General features: G+C 60.1%; 13 protein-coding genes and 3 pseudogenes. 10 read left to right on the top strand and 6 right to left on the bottom strand.

What is annotated here, in order from left to right; genetic code table 11:
- Positions 1–419: 419 nt before the first annotated feature.
- Positions 420–845, top strand: coding sequence for a universal stress protein (locus K6I40_RS01145; protein ID WP_222913258.1), 426 nt, complete (start codon positions 420–422; stop codon positions 843–845).
- Between the two features lie 194 nt (positions 846–1,039).
- A complete protein-coding gene (locus tag K6I40_RS01150) occupies positions 1,040–1,489 on the top strand; it encodes a universal stress protein (protein ID WP_222913260.1) in 450 nt (149 codons plus the stop codon).
- Positions 1,490–1,872: 383 nt separating this feature from the next.
- Here the strand turns inward: K6I40_RS01150 and K6I40_RS01155 are convergent.
- Positions 1,873–3,160: pseudogene (locus K6I40_RS01155) on the bottom strand (MFS transporter).
- A 3-nt stretch (positions 3,161–3,163) separates the two neighbouring features.
- Positions 3,164–4,273, bottom strand: a complete 1,110-nt coding sequence (locus K6I40_RS01160) for an MBL fold metallo-hydrolase (protein WP_222913262.1) — start codon at positions 4,271–4,273, stop codon at positions 3,164–3,166.
- Between the two features lie 89 nt (positions 4,274–4,362).
- Between K6I40_RS01160 and K6I40_RS01165 the strand changes: the two genes are divergently transcribed.
- From K6I40_RS01165 to K6I40_RS01175, 3 genes are all read left to right on the top strand, one after another.
- Entirely contained in the window at positions 4,363–5,097 is a 735-nt protein-coding gene (locus K6I40_RS01165; RefSeq protein WP_222913264.1) for a helix-turn-helix domain-containing protein, read from the top strand.
- Between the two features lie 81 nt (positions 5,098–5,178).
- Positions 5,179–5,433, top strand: a complete 255-nt coding sequence (locus K6I40_RS01170; protein ID WP_222913266.1) for a pyridoxamine 5'-phosphate oxidase family protein — start codon at positions 5,179–5,181, stop codon at positions 5,431–5,433.
- A 144-nt stretch (positions 5,434–5,577) separates the two neighbouring features.
- Positions 5,578–7,134, top strand: a complete 1,557-nt coding sequence (locus K6I40_RS01175) for an AarF/UbiB family protein (protein ID WP_222913268.1) — start codon at positions 5,578–5,580, stop codon at positions 7,132–7,134.
- Between the two features lie 207 nt (positions 7,135–7,341).
- On the opposite strand, the gene K6I40_RS01180 is transcribed toward K6I40_RS01175, so the two are convergent.
- From K6I40_RS01180 to K6I40_RS01195, 4 genes are all read right to left on the bottom strand, one after another.
- Positions 7,342–8,241, bottom strand: coding sequence for a universal stress protein (locus tag K6I40_RS01180; RefSeq protein ID WP_222913271.1), 900 nt, complete (start codon positions 8,239–8,241; stop codon positions 7,342–7,344).
- A gap of 278 nt (positions 8,242–8,519) precedes the next feature.
- Positions 8,520–9,182 carry a hypothetical protein gene (locus K6I40_RS27625; protein WP_255681410.1) on the bottom strand — a complete coding sequence of 221 codons (663 nt, stop codon included), beginning with the start codon at positions 9,180–9,182 and terminating at the stop codon, positions 8,520–8,522.
- A gap of 856 nt (positions 9,183–10,038) precedes the next feature.
- Complete coding sequence (locus tag K6I40_RS01190) at positions 10,039–10,545, bottom strand: helix-turn-helix domain-containing protein (protein WP_255681411.1); 507 nt, start codon at positions 10,543–10,545, stop codon at positions 10,039–10,041.
- A gap of 588 nt (positions 10,546–11,133) precedes the next feature.
- A complete protein-coding gene (locus tag K6I40_RS01195; RefSeq protein WP_222913274.1) occupies positions 11,134–11,817 on the bottom strand; it encodes an IS6 family transposase in 684 nt (227 codons plus the stop codon).
- A gap of 429 nt (positions 11,818–12,246) precedes the next feature.
- Between K6I40_RS01195 and K6I40_RS01200 the strand changes: the two genes are divergently transcribed.
- The 5 genes and pseudogenes from K6I40_RS01200 (at position 12,247) to K6I40_RS01220 (ending at position 15,516) form a co-directional block, all read left to right on the top strand.
- Positions 12,247–12,957 (top strand): plastocyanin/azurin family copper-binding protein, encoded by a 711-nt coding sequence (locus K6I40_RS01200; protein WP_222913277.1) that lies wholly within the window; start codon positions 12,247–12,249, stop codon positions 12,955–12,957.
- A 523-nt stretch (positions 12,958–13,480) separates the two neighbouring features.
- Positions 13,481–13,837: an SHOCT domain-containing protein gene (locus K6I40_RS01205; protein WP_222913279.1), complete on the top strand. Its 357-nt coding sequence runs from the start codon at positions 13,481–13,483 to the stop codon at positions 13,835–13,837.
- A 175-nt stretch (positions 13,838–14,012) separates the two neighbouring features.
- Positions 14,013–14,453: a thioredoxin family protein gene (locus K6I40_RS01210; protein ID WP_222913282.1), complete on the top strand. Its 441-nt coding sequence runs from the start codon at positions 14,013–14,015 to the stop codon at positions 14,451–14,453.
- A gap of 100 nt (positions 14,454–14,553) precedes the next feature.
- Positions 14,554–15,092 (top strand): annotated as a pseudogene (locus K6I40_RS01215) (DUF1684 domain-containing protein).
- A 77-nt stretch (positions 15,093–15,169) separates the two neighbouring features.
- Positions 15,170–15,516: pseudogene (locus tag K6I40_RS01220) on the top strand (DUF393 domain-containing protein).
- The last annotated feature ends 201 nt before the right edge of the window (positions 15,517–15,717 follow it).

Consider the following 15,717-nt stretch of genomic DNA (forward strand, 5'->3'; position numbering starts at 1 on the left):
TGGTGGCTACGCTGTTAACTAGCCGTCACGATAGAAATCGTCGTGGGGCTTGGCCACATCAAGTCTCGGATCGGTATAGTATCGGAATTACAGCATATTAGGTCACACTTGTCTCGACAATAGCTTATTTCCGGTAGCCAACTGTTACAATAGTATGTTTGTAAATATTCGCTACTCTACCGACATATAGTGGAGAAGCAGGTCACTGCCACTGAAGCAATTGAAACAGTCAGTAATACGCCATGAAAATGACAGTATGACTTTCTATTGTGTCGAGTCAGATCTTACTCGGCCTCGAGAGTGATCCACTCGAGGGACTGGATAGGTATACTGGTTAGCAGAATATGATGTCGTCGATAGTCGTATGGTGGTTTGAACACGGTCACAGTATTATACCGATGGGTCGCGTGTAGACTCGTATGAGTGACCGACTCCTTGTTCCGTACGACGGTTCTGGACCGGCGAAAGACGCACTCGAGTACGCGCTCGAGAAGTTTCCGGATGCGGACGTAGTCGCCTTATATGTCGCCCCGGTTCCGGAAGGGTACTGGGTGGCGTTCCAGGATCCCGAAGAGCGGATTCCTGCCGCTGACCGGGCCCGCGATAATGGACGTGATATCCTCGATGAAGCGGCCGAACTCGCCGCGGATCACGGCCGTAATCTCGATACCGAAATCGCTACTGGGAAACCCGACCACGAGATCGTCGATCTGGCGGAGGAGGAAGCGTACGATACGATCATCATCGGAAGCCACGGCCGTGAGGGAATTTCGCGCATCCTGCTCGGAAGCGTCGCGGAAAACGTCGTCCGCCGATCGCCGATCCCCGTCATCGTCGTCCGGTAGCGTCGACTCCGATTCGAGACGAAAGCCGAGCCGACCGTGGTCAGGGACCGGTGTCAGGGGAAGCCAACGGTGACGAACGGGCCGCAGATATCGTGTTGCAGAACATCATGTCCCGTTCCGTACGAGCCCTGGTGCGCTTCTGGCTCAGGGATCTCCGGATAGTATTTTGGGACTCCGCGAGGTATGCCAGTTCGATGTCTCGGCAACTACTGGTTCCCGTCGACGGATCACCGCTGTCCAAGCGAGCACTGGAGCGCGCGTTCGAGGAATATGACGATGCTTCCATCGTCGCACTCCACGTACTCGATCCCACGGATCCCGGGTACAGTTCTCCGACCAACGTTGACGTCAGAAACGAACCGCCCCACGGTTCCGAAGAGTGGTACGAGCGGGCGAACGAAGAGGAGGAGAAAATTTTCGACGACGCACGCGACCTGGCGAGCGAATACGGCGAGGAGCTAAATACCGAAACCGCAGTCGGCGAGCCCGCACTCGAGATCGTCGACTACGCCGAGGAGAACGAGATCGATCACATCGTCATAGGCAGCCACGGACGAATGGAGGCGACGCGACTGATGCTCGGCAGCGTCACCGAGTTGGTCGTCCACCGGTCGCCAGTCTCTGTCACCGTCGTCCGTGACTGAACCGATTGATAGTCGTTGCCCGTTCGCTCTCGGTACTGATTCGAGTCGCAGACGGGGTCCACACTGGTCGCCGTAGAAGTCTGCGGAACGACGCCGTGCTCGTCCACGATATCCTCGAGATAGCTTGCATTCTCGATGGAGAGCAATTCATCAATCGAGCGTCGAGGGGATTCGATCGGGTAGTCGTTTTATACTCGCACTCAAGGGAGAAGGCACTGATACGATGGTATCGTTTCTCGTCCTCTACGACACTGGTGAGGGACAGACGGTCGAGACGGCGTAGCCAGGCGACTGCGGGTCGCTCGGCGGATGCCGACGGAATCGGACTGCCGTCGCGTCACCCGGCAGCACGTTTCGCATTGACGATCGAGAAACCGCGTGGCTCAGTCCTCGAGAGCCGCACTATGAGGGGATTCCGGTGCTGGTGCCGGTGGTTCGTGGGTGCCGAACTCGGGATGGGTCTCCTCCATCCACACGTAGACGACGGCACCGGAGAGGAACATCAAGACCGCGGTCATGTAGAACGCAGCTTCGGCGTTCACGAATTCCATCGAAAGGCCGATCAGAATCGCGCCGACGCCGTAGCCGGCGTCGCGCCACATCCGGTAGACGCCCATTCCGGCCGACCGCCACGTCGGGTGGGCCGCGTCGCTGGGGACGGTCATCAGGTTCGGGTAGAGAAGCGCCATCCCGAGCCCGGAAATTCCGGCCAGGGCCACCCATGTGAGGTAACTGTCGACAAACACCATTCCGAGGACGCCCGCGCCGGCGAGGAACATCCCCGCGATGACCGGCGGACGGCGGCCGATGCGGTCGGCAAGGCCCCCGGTTCCGATCTGGAGGAAGTACATCGCGCTGTGGATGCCGACGACGACGCCGACGGCCTGGATCGCGAGCCCCTGACTCGTGAGATAAAGCGGCACCGCGATCCAGAACAGCGTGTCCACAAAGTTCTCGATGTGGCCGGCCTGGGCCGCCGCGAACAGCGTCTTGTCGCCGTAGGTCGCTCGCTTCAGCACCTTGTTGAACGGGAGGTTCGCGTCGCGGTGGTCGTCGTCGGCCTCCATCTGTGCGAGTTGGACCGTCTCTTTGATGAGGAAGACCGAGATGAGGAACGCGAGCACCACGACGGCGGCGAGGAAGTAGAACGGTTCCGGTCGAAGGCTGGTCTGGCCGGCGATGACGCCGGTAATCCATGCCCCGCCGCGACACCAGTGTAGCCGAATGCCTCGTCGATGCCGACGGCGAGCCCGCGCTGGTCGGGGCTCGCGAGATCGATCTTGGCGTTGATCGCCATGCTCCAGGTCAGCGCCTGATTGATCCCAAGCAGGATGTTCCCGGCGGTGATCCAGCTCCAGCTCGGCGCAAAGATGAGGATCACCGGGATTGGCAGTGCGGTGAGCCAGCCGAGCACGAGCACCGGCTTGCGGCCGTACTCCTCGCCCCATTTACCCGCGTAGAGGTTGAGAAGCGCCTTGACGAAGCCGAACGAGACGACGAACGAGCCGATGACGAAAACGACTCGACCCCGAGCACATCTTCGCCGAGGACGGGGACGACGGTCCGCTCTGACCCGATCGTCAGCCCCGTCGCGAACACCAGCAGGACGTGCAGTGAGAACTGTCCGAGGTGCTCGCGAATGCCCTGTTTCAAGTTAGCTTGCCCACTCATTGATTACTCGGCCGCACAGCGGTTAGGGCCCAGTTCGAGCTCGGACAGTTCTTCGTCGGGGACGTCCTCCTGCCCGACGTTCGTACGCTTGACGCGCTCGAAGTTCGGTGGATGGTCCGGGATGTCCGAGGCGAGCGTCTCGATGAACTCCTCGCGGTCACGCCCGAGGTCCTCGTTTCGTTCTTTGACGTCACCGAGTGTCGCAATCACCGGTGGCTCGGGTGATCCGGGGTCGTGTGCCGGGAGGACGACCGCATCGTCTGGACGGTCCAGCAGGCGCTGGAGGCTCTCGTAGAGCGTCGCGGCGTTGGCTTCGATGTCGGACTCTTCGATACCGGCTTCGACGCCGAGTTCGACGCGGCCGACGCTCTCGTGGAAGAGCGTATCGCCCGTGATGAGCGCCTCGCCGTCGACGTCGAACGAGACGCTGCCATCGCTGTGTCCCGGCGTGTGGATGACCTCGACGTCGACGGTCCCGACTTCGATCCGCTGTCCGTCTTCAGTCGGAGTCGCGTCGATAGCGAGCGCATCCTTCGGATGGAGGGTGTATGGAACGTCGTGACGCTCGGCGAGTTCCGCACCACCGGAGACGTGGTCAGCGTGTGCGTGCGTGTCGAAGACACCGATGAGGTCGGCGTCGTGCTCGTCGAGGATTGCATCGTACTCGTCGAGGTAGTGGGAGGGATCGAACACGGCGGCTTCGCCGTCGGAGATCAGGACGTGCGAGAGACAGCCCTTCCCGGGACGGGCGACCTGAACGAGCGTTCCGTCGAGGTCGGTCGGGACGGGGGCGCTCCGGTGAACGCGACTCCACCCGTTCATGCCGTCGGTGAGCGTCCTGGCGTTGTAGCCCATCTCTCGAAGAAGATCTGTTGCTGTCTGCGAAATGATCCCCGCAGCACAGACAGTGGCGATCTCTTTCACGTCCGGAAGGTCTTCGAAGGCATCCGTCGCCGTCTCCGGGTCGGCGGACAGTTCGTCGTAGACGTCGACGTTGGTGCTGTCGGGAATGTGCCACTCCTCGTAGTCGTCCCGGTGGCGGATATCGAGCACGAGTACGTCTTCGTCGTCGCGTAACCGATCACTGAGTTCGGTCGGACTGATTTCCGTCATCGATGTTTGTTCGTATGGACGGGACCGGAATAGCAGTGGTGCGGGACATGACCGGCACCGTTAATGAGAACGAGCCCAAACAATGGTGTATGAGTCTGTACGAGGCCTCGTTCCGATTGAAGCACGAGTGTCCCTACCGGGAGATCTCGGAACGCTATCCGGTCCTCACTATTCGAGAGTGGTACCTGAGCGACTGTCAGGTGCTCGAGATCACCTCCGCGGAGGCACCGACCGATGACCTGCTCGAGGAGGTCAACGGGATCGGAACAGTCCTCCACAAGTCGATCGATGATTCGGGACTCCATGTCGTCACCCAATCCTGCCTCTGTTCGCTCGAGGAGTCTATCTTGGAGCGGTTCGAGGCGCACAATTGTCTCTACCAGCCCCCGACGATTCACCGTCAGGGCTGGGAGCATTATACGGTGATTGCGTTCGACGAAAGCGACGTTCGGGCGCTGGTTCAGGATCTCGAGGCGGATCGGAATATCGAACTGCTTTCCAAGACCGCGATCACGGAGCAACAAATCCCGCATAGCATGTTGGCGCCGGTCGATCGACTCTTCGAGGACCTTACCGACCGCCAACTGGCAGCGTTACAGTTGGCACTGGAGAACGGATACTACGAACAGCCGCGGCAGACGTCGCTTCGAGAACTGGCCTCGCAGACGTCGGTGGCCCGCTCGACCTACGAGGAACACCTCCGGAAGGCGGAGAACAAGTTCCTGACGAACGCTGGCACGTATCTGCGATTGGTGATGTCGGGGTCGGCAGCGAATCCGCTGCAAGCGGGTCGGTCGGGAACGTCCGAACAGAGCGCTGACTGATCGCTCGTCGAACACTCGGCTGTGTTTCGTTCACCACGTGTGGCACACAGCTTCATACTGTTTGTGAACCTACAATCCTCGATGGATCGAATCGAGCTCGTCTACACGTTCGGGATGGACGATACAGAACTCGAGGACCACCTCGAACGTACTGACACTGGTGCCCTCGCACTCGCAGCCGACAGCGCCGCGTACGCGTTTCCCATCGCTCACTACTACGAGGACGAGACGCTGTACGTCCGCTTGTCGACCGACGGATCGAGTACGAAGTGTCGTGCCTCGACGATACTGATTCCACTCAACGAGGAGGGCATCTTCTCGGAGTCTCGCCAGTGACCGTCACTGCTGTCGAGCGGTGTGTTCGGTGAAAGACAGCTCGACGGGTGGCCGCGTCCACTGGATCAATGACATATTTGTGTGCGCTGTTCGAACACGACGTATGGACGACCGCTCGACCGAGTACTACGGTGCCGTCGACCGATGAACGGGTACTATCTCCGATATCTCCAGGTTCTCCTTCGGTTCTTCCCGCTCGCGATTGCGTTCTTCAGAGATCGGCGGCGGTTTCTGCTGTTCGGACCGACTCGACAGGTTTCGATCGACGTCCACCGGCACCGTGCCGAACGACTCACCGAGACGATGCTCGAGCTCGGGCCGGCGTTCATCAAGGCCGGTCAGGTGCTGTCGACGCGGCCTGATATCGTCCCGCCGACGTACGTCAAAGCGTTCGCGACGTTGCAGGACGAGGTCCCCGAGGGCGCGGGCGGGGATCCACTGACGGTCGTCGAATCGGAACTCGGTGACGACCTCGATCTTGACACGCTCGAGCCGGTCGCTGGGGGCTCGCTCGCGTTCGTCTACACCGTCGAGTACGAGGATGAACGGATCGCCCTGAAAGTCCAGCGGCCCGGGATCGCCGCGGTAATCGAGCGCGACCTGCAAGTTATTAGGGGTCTTGTGCCGCTGCTCTTGACGTTCGCCGACGAACGACAGCGGTATTCAATCGAGAATCTCGCTGACGACTTCGAGGAGATCATTCTCGAGGAGCTGGATTTCGAGCGGGAGGCGGCGATCATGGCGGAGATCGAGGACAACTTCGCGGACGACGACCGGATCGTCGTCCCGACCGCGTACGCCGCGCTCTGTTCGGGCCGTATTATCGCGATGGAGCACGTCGATGGCCGGAAAATTACCGACGAGCGCGCCCTCGCCGACGTCGGAATCGGACGCACCGAGATGGCGACGGTGATCGCCCGCACGTACCTGAAAATGGGGCTCGTCGACGGCGTCTTCCACGCGGATCCACACCCTGGCAATCTCGCGGTGACCGACGACGGTCGGCTCGTCATTTACGATTACGGGATGAGCCAGCGCCTCTCGCAGCAGGAACAAGACGACATCACGAGCCTCTACCGTGCCCTCGTCCGCCGTGACGTCGACGGTCTGCTGAACACGCTTATCGCACTCGAGGTCCTCGACACGTCGGTCGATCGGGCCGCCGTTCGACGGGTCCTCGAGTTGGTAATCGAGAACCTCGAGGGGCAGTCCGATATCTCCTGGCGGGAGATCATCACGGAACTCTTCTCGACGCTTCACGAGTTCCCGTTTCGCATTCCGCCGAACGTTATGTTGCTCATGCGAGTCGGCACGGTCAGCGAGGGCGTCTGCCGGACCCTCGACCCTGAGTTCGACTTCATCGCCGTCACGCGTTCATTTCTCGTCGAGCAGGGCGTCATCGAGAGCGAGATCAAAGCGCTCCTCGAGGACGTTCGGAACGACCTCCGGGCATCGGCACCCGTACTGGCGCGTGCCCCGGCGCGGTTCGATACCGTCTTCGGCCAACTCGAGCGGGGCGAACTCGTCGTCAGGACCGACCCTATCGAGTCAACGAGCGGCGGGGACCCTGGGATCGGGTACGCTATCATCGCCGGTGCCCTGATCGTCGCTACAGCCGTCCTGACGTTTCACGAACAGCCGCTTGAAATCGTGAGTGCGGCGCTGGCGGTCGCGTTCTTGGGGCGATACGCCCTTCGATGAGATCGCGGATGACGGTCGGCGCTCCCTCTGAACACCGCTACAGCCTGTCTCGGTCACGACGTGCTGTCGGACGCCCGACTCCTGTCGCGCGTTCCCCGAGCCCAGTGATCCGGAGGACGGACGGCAGCCCCATTCCCTGGACGAGGAGCTCGAGGACGCTGTCAGAAACTAGTACCGAGGTCAACATAGAATACGATGCGACCGCGACTACGATCTCCTCGCCGTCGATTCACGAACTGTCAGGACGGGAGCCGGAGCCGTTCGAACGAGGTGCTCGGTGACGCTTCCCAGTACGTACCGATCGAAGCCCGTCCGTCCGTGGGTCCCGACGACGACAAGGTCGATGTCCTGCTCCTTGATATATGAGTGGATCGCCTCGTGGACCGACGACTCGTACGCGACCGTTTCGGCAGCCGGTTCGATGCCGTTGGTCTTCGCGACCGACGACGCGTCGTTGAGGATCTCCTCCGCGGCCGCCTCGAGCATCGCCGTCTTGATGTCAGAGCGGACGTCGACGCCGACGCTGACGACGTCGACGACCGTGAGGAGGTGAAGCGCCGCGCCAGTTATGTTAACGATGTCGACGCTCATTTCGAGCGCGTCTCTGGCACACTCACTTCCGTCGCTCGGGGTCAGCACGCGTCGGTACGGATACGTGAACGAGATCTCAGCGCCCGGCCGAATAGTCAGCACGGGGTTGTCAGCGCGTCTAACGACTCGCTCGGTGGTACTGCCCAGCAGGAACCGCTCGAGTCCCTGGCGTCCGTGGGTCGGCATGACGGTGAGATCAATCTCGTGCGCCGCTGCGTAGTCGATAATCTCCCGATACGGCTTCCCTTTTCGGACCTCGGTGACCGTCTCGACCCCGCGTTCCCCCGCGCGGTCGGCGGTGTCCTTCACGATTCGCTTGCCCTCCTGCTTGAGGGCGTCGCCGCCTATCTGAAACGGGCTATACAGTGCCGTCTCCAGCGCGTTGAGGACGTGAACCGTCGACCCGTGTTCGGTGGCAATATCGAGGACGTGATCGAGCGCGACGGCTGCCCCCTGACTGCCGTCGGTGGGAAAGAGGAGGTGATCGAACGTCGCGTTCGTCTCGGAATCGGTCATTCTCAGACACCTCCTGTCCCATTCCGGAGAGTCTGTCCGATTCTCGCCCGTGACGGTCGTACTTCGGCCTCGCGGGGTTCCATGTGTGTCTGATACGTCGGAAACAGGGATAAACGGAAGGGGGCGCCTCGAAAAAGCGGAGCGACCGGTGAGCAGGTGTGTTCCGGATCCGGATCGAGTTCCGTCATCGATCGCAGGTGACCTCTTCGTGCGGTCGGAGCAATAATCCCCTCGTGCTCACGGAGCCTGTTCCGGACGCGCTGGACATCGGCGGGGAGTTATCTGGTTCTGTAGAGACGCCGAATCATCCCAGCGTCGGCGACTAGGTCGATTGCGATCCTCGGCCGACCCGCGACGCGGCGCATCACTGTCGCGGGTCGGCGCGTGATGTCGTCGATTGTCAGACCGTCGAGCGCTTCCGCGACGGATGCCAACAGCTCGGGGTCTTCGTGTTCGATCCATACGCCGCGCATCAGTTGTGCGAGTCGGTACTCGGACTGCATCTGCACGGACAGTTTCCGCGGATACGCGGACTCGTTCCCGTTCGCGATGAGGTCGGCGAGAAGGTACGCCGATCTGATCCCCTGACAGATCCCTTCTCCCTGATATTGGTTGGCGATTCCGGCCGCGTCACCCACGAGAAACACGTTTTCCTCGGGGTGAGACACGTGGGCGGGATCGAGGCTCGGGCCTCTTGGAATGGTGGCGATGTTCACGTCCGCTCGGTCCGGAACCGGGAACGAATTTCGCTTGGCGGCGGCCTCGAGTGCGCTGTAGTAGTCGTCGGGTCGCCGGTCGCCCGCCCAGCCGATTCCGACGTTCGCGTGGCCGTCGGACTTCGGGAACGCCCAGGCGTAGCCGACGTACCCCTCGAAGAAGATGCGCGGCCAGTTCTTATACGCCGAAAAGTCGCCCTCGACCGTCGCGTTGAGGGCGACCATGTCACCCGTGTACGCTTGCGTCTCCCCATCGCTTTGAGCGTCAGGGACGGCTGCCCCGACGCGTCGACGACGTAATCGTGCGACTCAACGATCTCAGCGTACTCGTCGGACGAGACAGATCGGCCGGTCCGGAATTCGACGCCTCTGGCTTCGAGGGCTTCCGCCCACCGTCGCTCGACGACGTCTCGCTCACAGATGTATCCCGGCTCGCAGCTCACGTTCGACGTCGCCAATGGTCGCGCGTCGAGTGGTCGATTAGTACCGTCGTACACGCGGAGCTGGAACCCGTTGACGTCGTTGACGAACCCGTTTTCGGGCGTCTTTTCGAGCGGGATCAATGTCGTATCGTTTATCGCCTCGCCGCAGTCGACCCGTTTCTCGTCGTACTCCTGTCGCTCGTAGACGGTTACCTGGGAGAGATCCGCTCTTCGGGTCAATCCGGTCGCTGCCGCGAGCCCGGAGACGGAGCCACCGATTATCGCAGCCGTCAACTGAGTGTCGTCCATCGCTATGCTGTCCCTGACTAGTACCAAATCCGTCAATGGTAATGAGACTAGCCGATACACCACGAATTTGGGACACTCAGGGTTCGATAGTGATGTTTTTCGTCGGTCTACTCCCTCGAGGGCCGACCAGTTCGAGCCGCCGTCGACGCCGCGGCTCGTCAGCGACCGACGCTCCGTCGCCGCGAGGTGTCGGCAGCGGAATCTAGGAATGTTTTCGTAGTAATTACAATACTATACACAAATGATACTGCATATCGATCCCGCCCAAACCGATCCGGATGACATCGGCGCGAAACAGACGACGCTCGAGATGGACCACGAGGACGCGATCGAACACGTTCGCGAGGTGTTCACCGACGCTCGTCAGGAGACTCTGTCAGCAAGACGACCTCGAGAGCGGTTCGAGGAGAGTGAGAGTAAGAGTGAGAGTGAGTATCGGCTGTTGGATGATTAGCTCTGGGGGGGATCTCGGTGTCGGCCTCGACGTGTTCGTACTTGTCCTCGAACTCCTGGATGAGTTGTCCCATCTTCGCGTACCAGTCGTTCAGCTTTCGCTGCATATCGTTCGCGATCTGGGTCGGGTCCGTCGGGTAGTAGACGTGATAGTAGCCGCCCTGATCGTAGTTGATTTGCTCTTTCTGGATGAAGCCGCTCTGGAGCAGTCGCTGAATCGATCGGTACGCGGTCGAGCGCTCGCGGTCGACCCGCTCGGCGACCTCATCGATCGTCAGCGCTTCCTCGCTCTCGACCATCACGCGGAAACAGTCCTTGTCGAGTTGCTTGAGCCCATGGATACACTCGAGTAGTCCTTCGCATTCCATATCCTGCTGCAGTTGTTCCGACATCGAATTAGGCATTGTACTATCTCAGGATAGGGACCGCGTCGGTATAAGGGTTGTGTGAATATTGTGCAATGTCGATGAGCCGGTATTGGAACGGTGCGAGCGGCGTCGGTAGTGTCAGTCCGCGGACGCTGCAGACACGTTCGACGGCGCTCGTATCGACGGACTCGTCCCCGGGAACCGTCTCCCGCTGATCGTCGGACCGTGGCCCGTCCTCGCCTGGAATCTCGCGGTGTTCGCCATCGGAATCGGCTTCTTCTATCAGGATCAGTCGTGGTCGGTGTTACTACACGGCCCAGGATTCTCTATCCTCCTCGCGCTCTAGGGCTACTATCTGTTCAAAATAATCGACCAGCGTTGGGCGAGGCACGCACGCACCTCGGCGACTTGAGCTCGATTTCCGGGTACGACCGGTTATGAAGCGCTGTACGCGCCGCTATCGGAAGGCTACGGTGACGAAAGCCGTTTAGGTGGCAGCCCGCGTTATTAGAACTCCTGCTATAGTAGCCACTGAAAGCCAATGCACACCCGATCACACGACAGCTGTGCGATCGGCATGTAAATCGTTTCAGTTGTTACTATAGTTGACCGGGCACTGTCTAGTCAACGATTCTGCACCTCCTCAACAGGCGTGCGGTTGTTGAGCGCCTGGTTTGGTCGCTGGAAATTATAGTAGTAGACGAAGGCGGCGAGCCAGCGCGCAGCGCTGGCTCTGCCGCCCATCCACGTCTGGTGAAATCGGTCGATCCGCATCGCAAGCGTCTGGAACCACTTTTCGATCAAGTTCCGGTCGACGTAGTCGAGGTGACCGCGTAGATCGCACCGCGCGAGCGCGGTCAAATAGCCCATCCCGTCCACGAGAAACGTCGTCTCCGAGAAGTCGTGTTTCTCGGCCAGCTGGCCGAGAAACTCGGCGGCTGGGTCCGTTCCTCGCCGTTCTAAGACGACCGCACCGAGCAGTAGCTTCGTCTCGACGTCGATTGCGGCGTACAGCCAGTGCTGCTCGGTGCCGATTTTCACTGCGGTTTCATCGACCGCGACCCGCGACGGCTCTGCCGTCGGCGGGTCTGGGACGGTTTCCGCAGTGCGGTGAACCCACTGCCACACCGCCTGATGTGACCGGATCACGCCGAACTGCTCCAGCGCGGCGGCTGTTTCACGAAGCGAAATTCCCGTCGAGTGAAGCCGCACCGCGAGCGCCCTCAGAGCGCTCGCGGTGCTCTCGTCGTCCCAACACGCAAGCGGATTCGGCTCCAGAGAGACGGTAAACAGTTCTTGAGCGGCCATGGCATCCGTCTCTAAGAACTGTCCGCTCTTTGGCTAGACAGTGCCGTTGACCGTGATTCGTCGGCGAAGTCGGCTCAGACAGAAGCGCTTCGATCTACCGGAAGGAGTAGAAGCGTATCGAATCAATTGCCTGAGGTGTGATATCGAGATTCGCCGGCAGGGGACTGCTAACTGCCGTGAAGACGCCACTCTGGATGACGGAATCCCGGCACGAACTGCACGGAAGTCGTTCTTGACCCATTGAATTCGATCCACCATTTCGCCTCGGGTGGGGAACGAGTTCCCGTAAGTTATGGACAGTGTTTTTCCCTTCGTTGGCGGTGAATCCGCCTACCAGGGAGGTACTGAGTTCGGAGACAGTCGACCTATCGAACATTATCCGCTGAATAAGGAAAGCGAAGTAGGCGTATCACCATCTCGACGACAACGATGAATGACCAGCTATCTCGACGGACTGTACTTGGCGTAACCAGCGGTGCAATCGCGACCGGGCTTGCTGGTTGTTTGACTGGGAACGACCAACAGGAGAATAACGACGGTCAAAACTCGGATGCCGCTGGCCAGACTGACGAGGAGGACGGTCACGATGATTCTCACGAGGAGGATGACCATGGAAGCCATACTGAGGATCTCAACGGCCCCTCGGCGGAAGCGGAGGTGGCGATGACCACTACCGATTCAGGGGACCACTTCGAACCGCACGTCGTTTGGGTCGAGAGCGGAGGGAGCGTCAACTGGACTAACAAGAGCGGCAGTCACTCGACGACCGCCTATCACCCGGAAAACGACGAACCGCAGCTCGTCCCCGACGAGACAGCCGCCTGGGACAGCGGCGTTCTTTCGGAACCGGAAGCGACTTTCGATCGCGCGTTCGAAACCGAGGGCGTTTACCATTACTACTGCACCCCCCACGAGACGGCTGGAATGATCGGGAGCATCATCGTCGGTCACCCTGACTTGGAGGCCCAACCCGCACTGGAGGAACCACCTTCGGAGAAATCCGATGCTGTTCGTGAAAAGCTTACAGGTCTGAATGAGACGGTGAGGGGCACACTCAACGGCGATAATACCGATGATGACAATCACGCTGATAACGATAGCCACGCTAATGACGACGGCCACGACGATCACAATCACTGAGGACAGCCTGAATCGGGTAGAAACGACTGGAAAGCTGAATCTGACGTTCACATCCAGCTAGAGCGAACTGCTACTTGGGACCCATCGGGTCAGTACGGTTCCAAAACCGTGACGTTCGGCGTCATGCTATTCATCAGAAGTCTCTCGATGACGAGCAAAATGATCAGTCACACCTCCGACATCGAACTATTGCATACGCTCAGCGTGACGCTTCTCTTCGGAGGGGCGCTGGTGATAAGTGCGATAATTCTCTTTCTCGGAATGCGAACCATACGCGAGGAACAGTTATCTGCAGAAATTCTAGACTGGAACTTTTCTCAGACTAATCGGCTAAACGCACTACTTAGATCGGTAGTTCAAGAGAGACTGCAGACGGCCGAGACCTTCGTGCGGAATTCTCCCCGATGCTCGAGAACGGCCGTCGCAGGGGACCGATCGATTCGGCGGTAGCTGACAGTTAGTCTGCTCCCAGTAAATGGTTCCCACCCCACTGTTCAATATCGAGGGGTCCGAATTATAGCGCATGGCAACCGACGATTCTCTGGTTCGGACGCTGTTGATCGTTATCGCCGCGATCCTGCTCCTACCGGTTCTCATGATGGCGCTCGCGATTCCCATGATGGGCGTCTGGGGCGGGGGTCACATGTGGAACGGTGGGATGTGGGATGGCACCGGGGCCGCGTGGATGTGGCTCCTCATGTCGATTATTCCGTTACTGGTGATTCTTGGCCTCGGATATCTCCTGTACAGCGCGGTTCGCCAGTCCAGCGTGCAACGGACAGACCCCGCGCTCGAAGAACTGAGAGCTGCCTATGCCCGTGGTGACCTTACGGACGAGGAGTTCGAGGAGCGCCGTGAACGTTTGCGACGAGAGGAGTAGTGAGGGGATGGAAACGACTTGTGAACGATTCGTTCCTAGTCCGCTCGTCTCGAACGAGCCGAGAGTCGGTCGTCGATCTGCGATGAGATCGGTGAAAGGTCTGAACGGACCGACCACCTAGTATTGTTAGATATGTGCAAAACCATTAGTATCGCGGAGTCCGTACCTGCGATCGATGAGCGACACTGGCGACGGCGAACGGCAACGGATCCGCGAGCAGAAAAAACGGGAATTGCGCGAACGCCTCGAGAACGGATCCGTCTCGGACACATCCGACGTCGGTGGACAGGCTAGCAGTCCGGACGAGCCAATCGATATCGAAGGGAGTGACCACTTCGACGAGGTCATCAACGACCACGACGTCGTCCTCGTCGACTGTTATGCCGACTGGTGCGGCCCCTGTCAGATTCTCGAGCCGACGATTGAGACCCTCGCTGCGGAAACAGACGCTGCGGTAGCGACGGTCGACGTCGACCGCCACCAGCGACTCGCCCAACAGCTGGGCGCTCGTGGCGTCCCGACACTCGTCCTCTATGCCGACGGCGAACCAGTCGAGCGGATGGTCGGTGCCCAAGACTGCGCAACTCTCGAGAGGCTTGTCGAGCAATACGCGTAACGAGTCGAATTCAGTAGTCACGCCGGTCGACGGCACTCGGCCGCGACCGGGCTCCCCGTGAGGAACCGGCGGGACGACCACGACTAACATCGATTCAGCTATGTCCACTGACTGGAGACGAGCGATCGAAACGCAACGCGAGGAGAAAGACCAGTATTTCGGCGACAATCCGCACTCGCCGATCCCGGACGAGGACCGCGAGTCGTTCGACGGCTTCGAGTACTACCCGATCGATGAGACCTACTGGGTCGAACTCCCGCTGCACGAGTACGACGATCCCGAGCGGCTCACCGTCGGAACGAGTACGGACGGCGAGCAGGAGTACCTGCGTTGGGGAGAGTTCCGGTTCATCATCGACGGCGAGGATGTCGCGTTACAGGCCTACAAGTCGGATCCGGACGATGAACGGCTCTGGGTCCCATTCCAAGACGTAACCAGCGGCGATGAGACCTACGGGCCGGCCGATATATCGACCTCGAATACGACAGCCATCGGACGAGCGACGGGAACTGGATTCTCGACTTCAACGAGGCGTACAACCCGACGTGTGCGTATTCCGCCCAATACGAGTGCCCGCTCCCGCCGCCAGAGAACTGGCTCGAGGTCCCGATCGAGGCCGGAGAGCGGGCGTATCGATGATCTCCTCACCGCTCATGGGGGTTCGAACCGTGACTCCGGAAACCGACCACGTCCCGACCAGAAAATTCGATCCTGAGATGACTGTGCCGACGCTCATCTACGACGACGATTGCGGAGTCTGTACGCGCGCGCGGCGCGGTTTATCGATCGCCGCGCGGCCGTCGATATCGTCGGCTTCTCGGACCTGACTGCGGAGTTACGGGACCGCCTTCCCGAAGGGTACGAGCAGTGCGCTCACCTCGTCACCGAGGGGGCCGTCTATTCCTGTGGGGAGGCGATGGAACGCGCCTACGAACTCACTGGGTTGCCACCATCAGGCCTGTTACCGCTATTCCGGGAAATTCCCGGGTACGAGTTCGTTCGCGAGGGCGTTTATCGGATCGTCGCTGAGAATCGACCGCTGATCAGCCGGCTGCTCCCGTAGATCGTCCTCGAGAGTGGGTATTGCGCGTCAGCCGAGGCCCGTGCGGACGTAATACCGAGTTTGGACTTCCGGGACGAGTTCAGGGCCTCGAGCGTCCGGATGATGAGATCGGTCTCGAGTGGCGCCGTGAGATCGAAATCCAGCGCGAAGAGAGAAACAGTACCGCCGCCGATCGAGGCCGGCGAGCGGGCGATGGCTGAT

The sequence above is a fragment of the Natrinema sp. SYSU A 869 genome, from assembly GCF_019879105.1.
Classification (GTDB): Archaea; Halobacteriota; Halobacteria; order Halobacteriales; family Natrialbaceae; genus Natrinema.

What these genes read in the sequence shown, in the direction of transcription:
- K6I40_RS01150 (WP_222913260.1), top strand. Translation starts at nt 1,040, where the DNA reads ATGTCTCGGCAACTACTGGTTCCCGTCGACGGATCACCGCTGTCCAAG.
- K6I40_RS01190 (WP_255681411.1), bottom strand. Translation starts at nt 10,545, where the DNA reads ATGCCTAATTCGATGTCGGAACAACTGCAGCAGGATATGGAATGCGAA.
- K6I40_RS01210 (WP_222913282.1), top strand. Translation starts at nt 14,013, where the DNA reads ATGAGCGACACTGGCGACGGCGAACGGCAACGGATCCGCGAGCAGAAA.
- K6I40_RS01160 (WP_222913262.1), bottom strand. Translation starts at nt 4,273, where the DNA reads ATGACGGAAATCAGTCCGACCGAACTCAGTGATCGGTTACGCGACGAC.
- K6I40_RS01195 (WP_222913274.1), bottom strand. Translation starts at nt 11,817, where the DNA reads ATGGCCGCTCAAGAACTGTTTACCGTCTCTCTGGAGCCGAATCCGCTT.
- K6I40_RS01175 (WP_222913268.1), top strand. Translation starts at nt 5,578, where the DNA reads ATGAACGGGTACTATCTCCGATATCTCCAGGTTCTCCTTCGGTTCTTC.
- K6I40_RS27625 (WP_255681410.1), bottom strand. Translation starts at nt 9,182, where the DNA reads ATGGTCGCCCTCAACGCGACGGTCGAGGGCGACTTTTCGGCGTATAAG.
- K6I40_RS01165 (WP_222913264.1), top strand. Translation starts at nt 4,363, where the DNA reads ATGAGTCTGTACGAGGCCTCGTTCCGATTGAAGCACGAGTGTCCCTAC.
- K6I40_RS01145 (WP_222913258.1), top strand. Translation starts at nt 420, where the DNA reads ATGAGTGACCGACTCCTTGTTCCGTACGACGGTTCTGGACCGGCGAAA.
- K6I40_RS01170 (WP_222913266.1), top strand. Translation starts at nt 5,179, where the DNA reads ATGGATCGAATCGAGCTCGTCTACACGTTCGGGATGGACGATACAGAA.
- K6I40_RS01205 (WP_222913279.1), top strand. Translation starts at nt 13,481, where the DNA reads ATGGCAACCGACGATTCTCTGGTTCGGACGCTGTTGATCGTTATCGCC.
- K6I40_RS01180 (WP_222913271.1), bottom strand. Translation starts at nt 8,241, where the DNA reads ATGACCGATTCCGAGACGAACGCGACGTTCGATCACCTCCTCTTTCCC.
- K6I40_RS01200 (WP_222913277.1), top strand. Translation starts at nt 12,247, where the DNA reads ATGAATGACCAGCTATCTCGACGGACTGTACTTGGCGTAACCAGCGGT.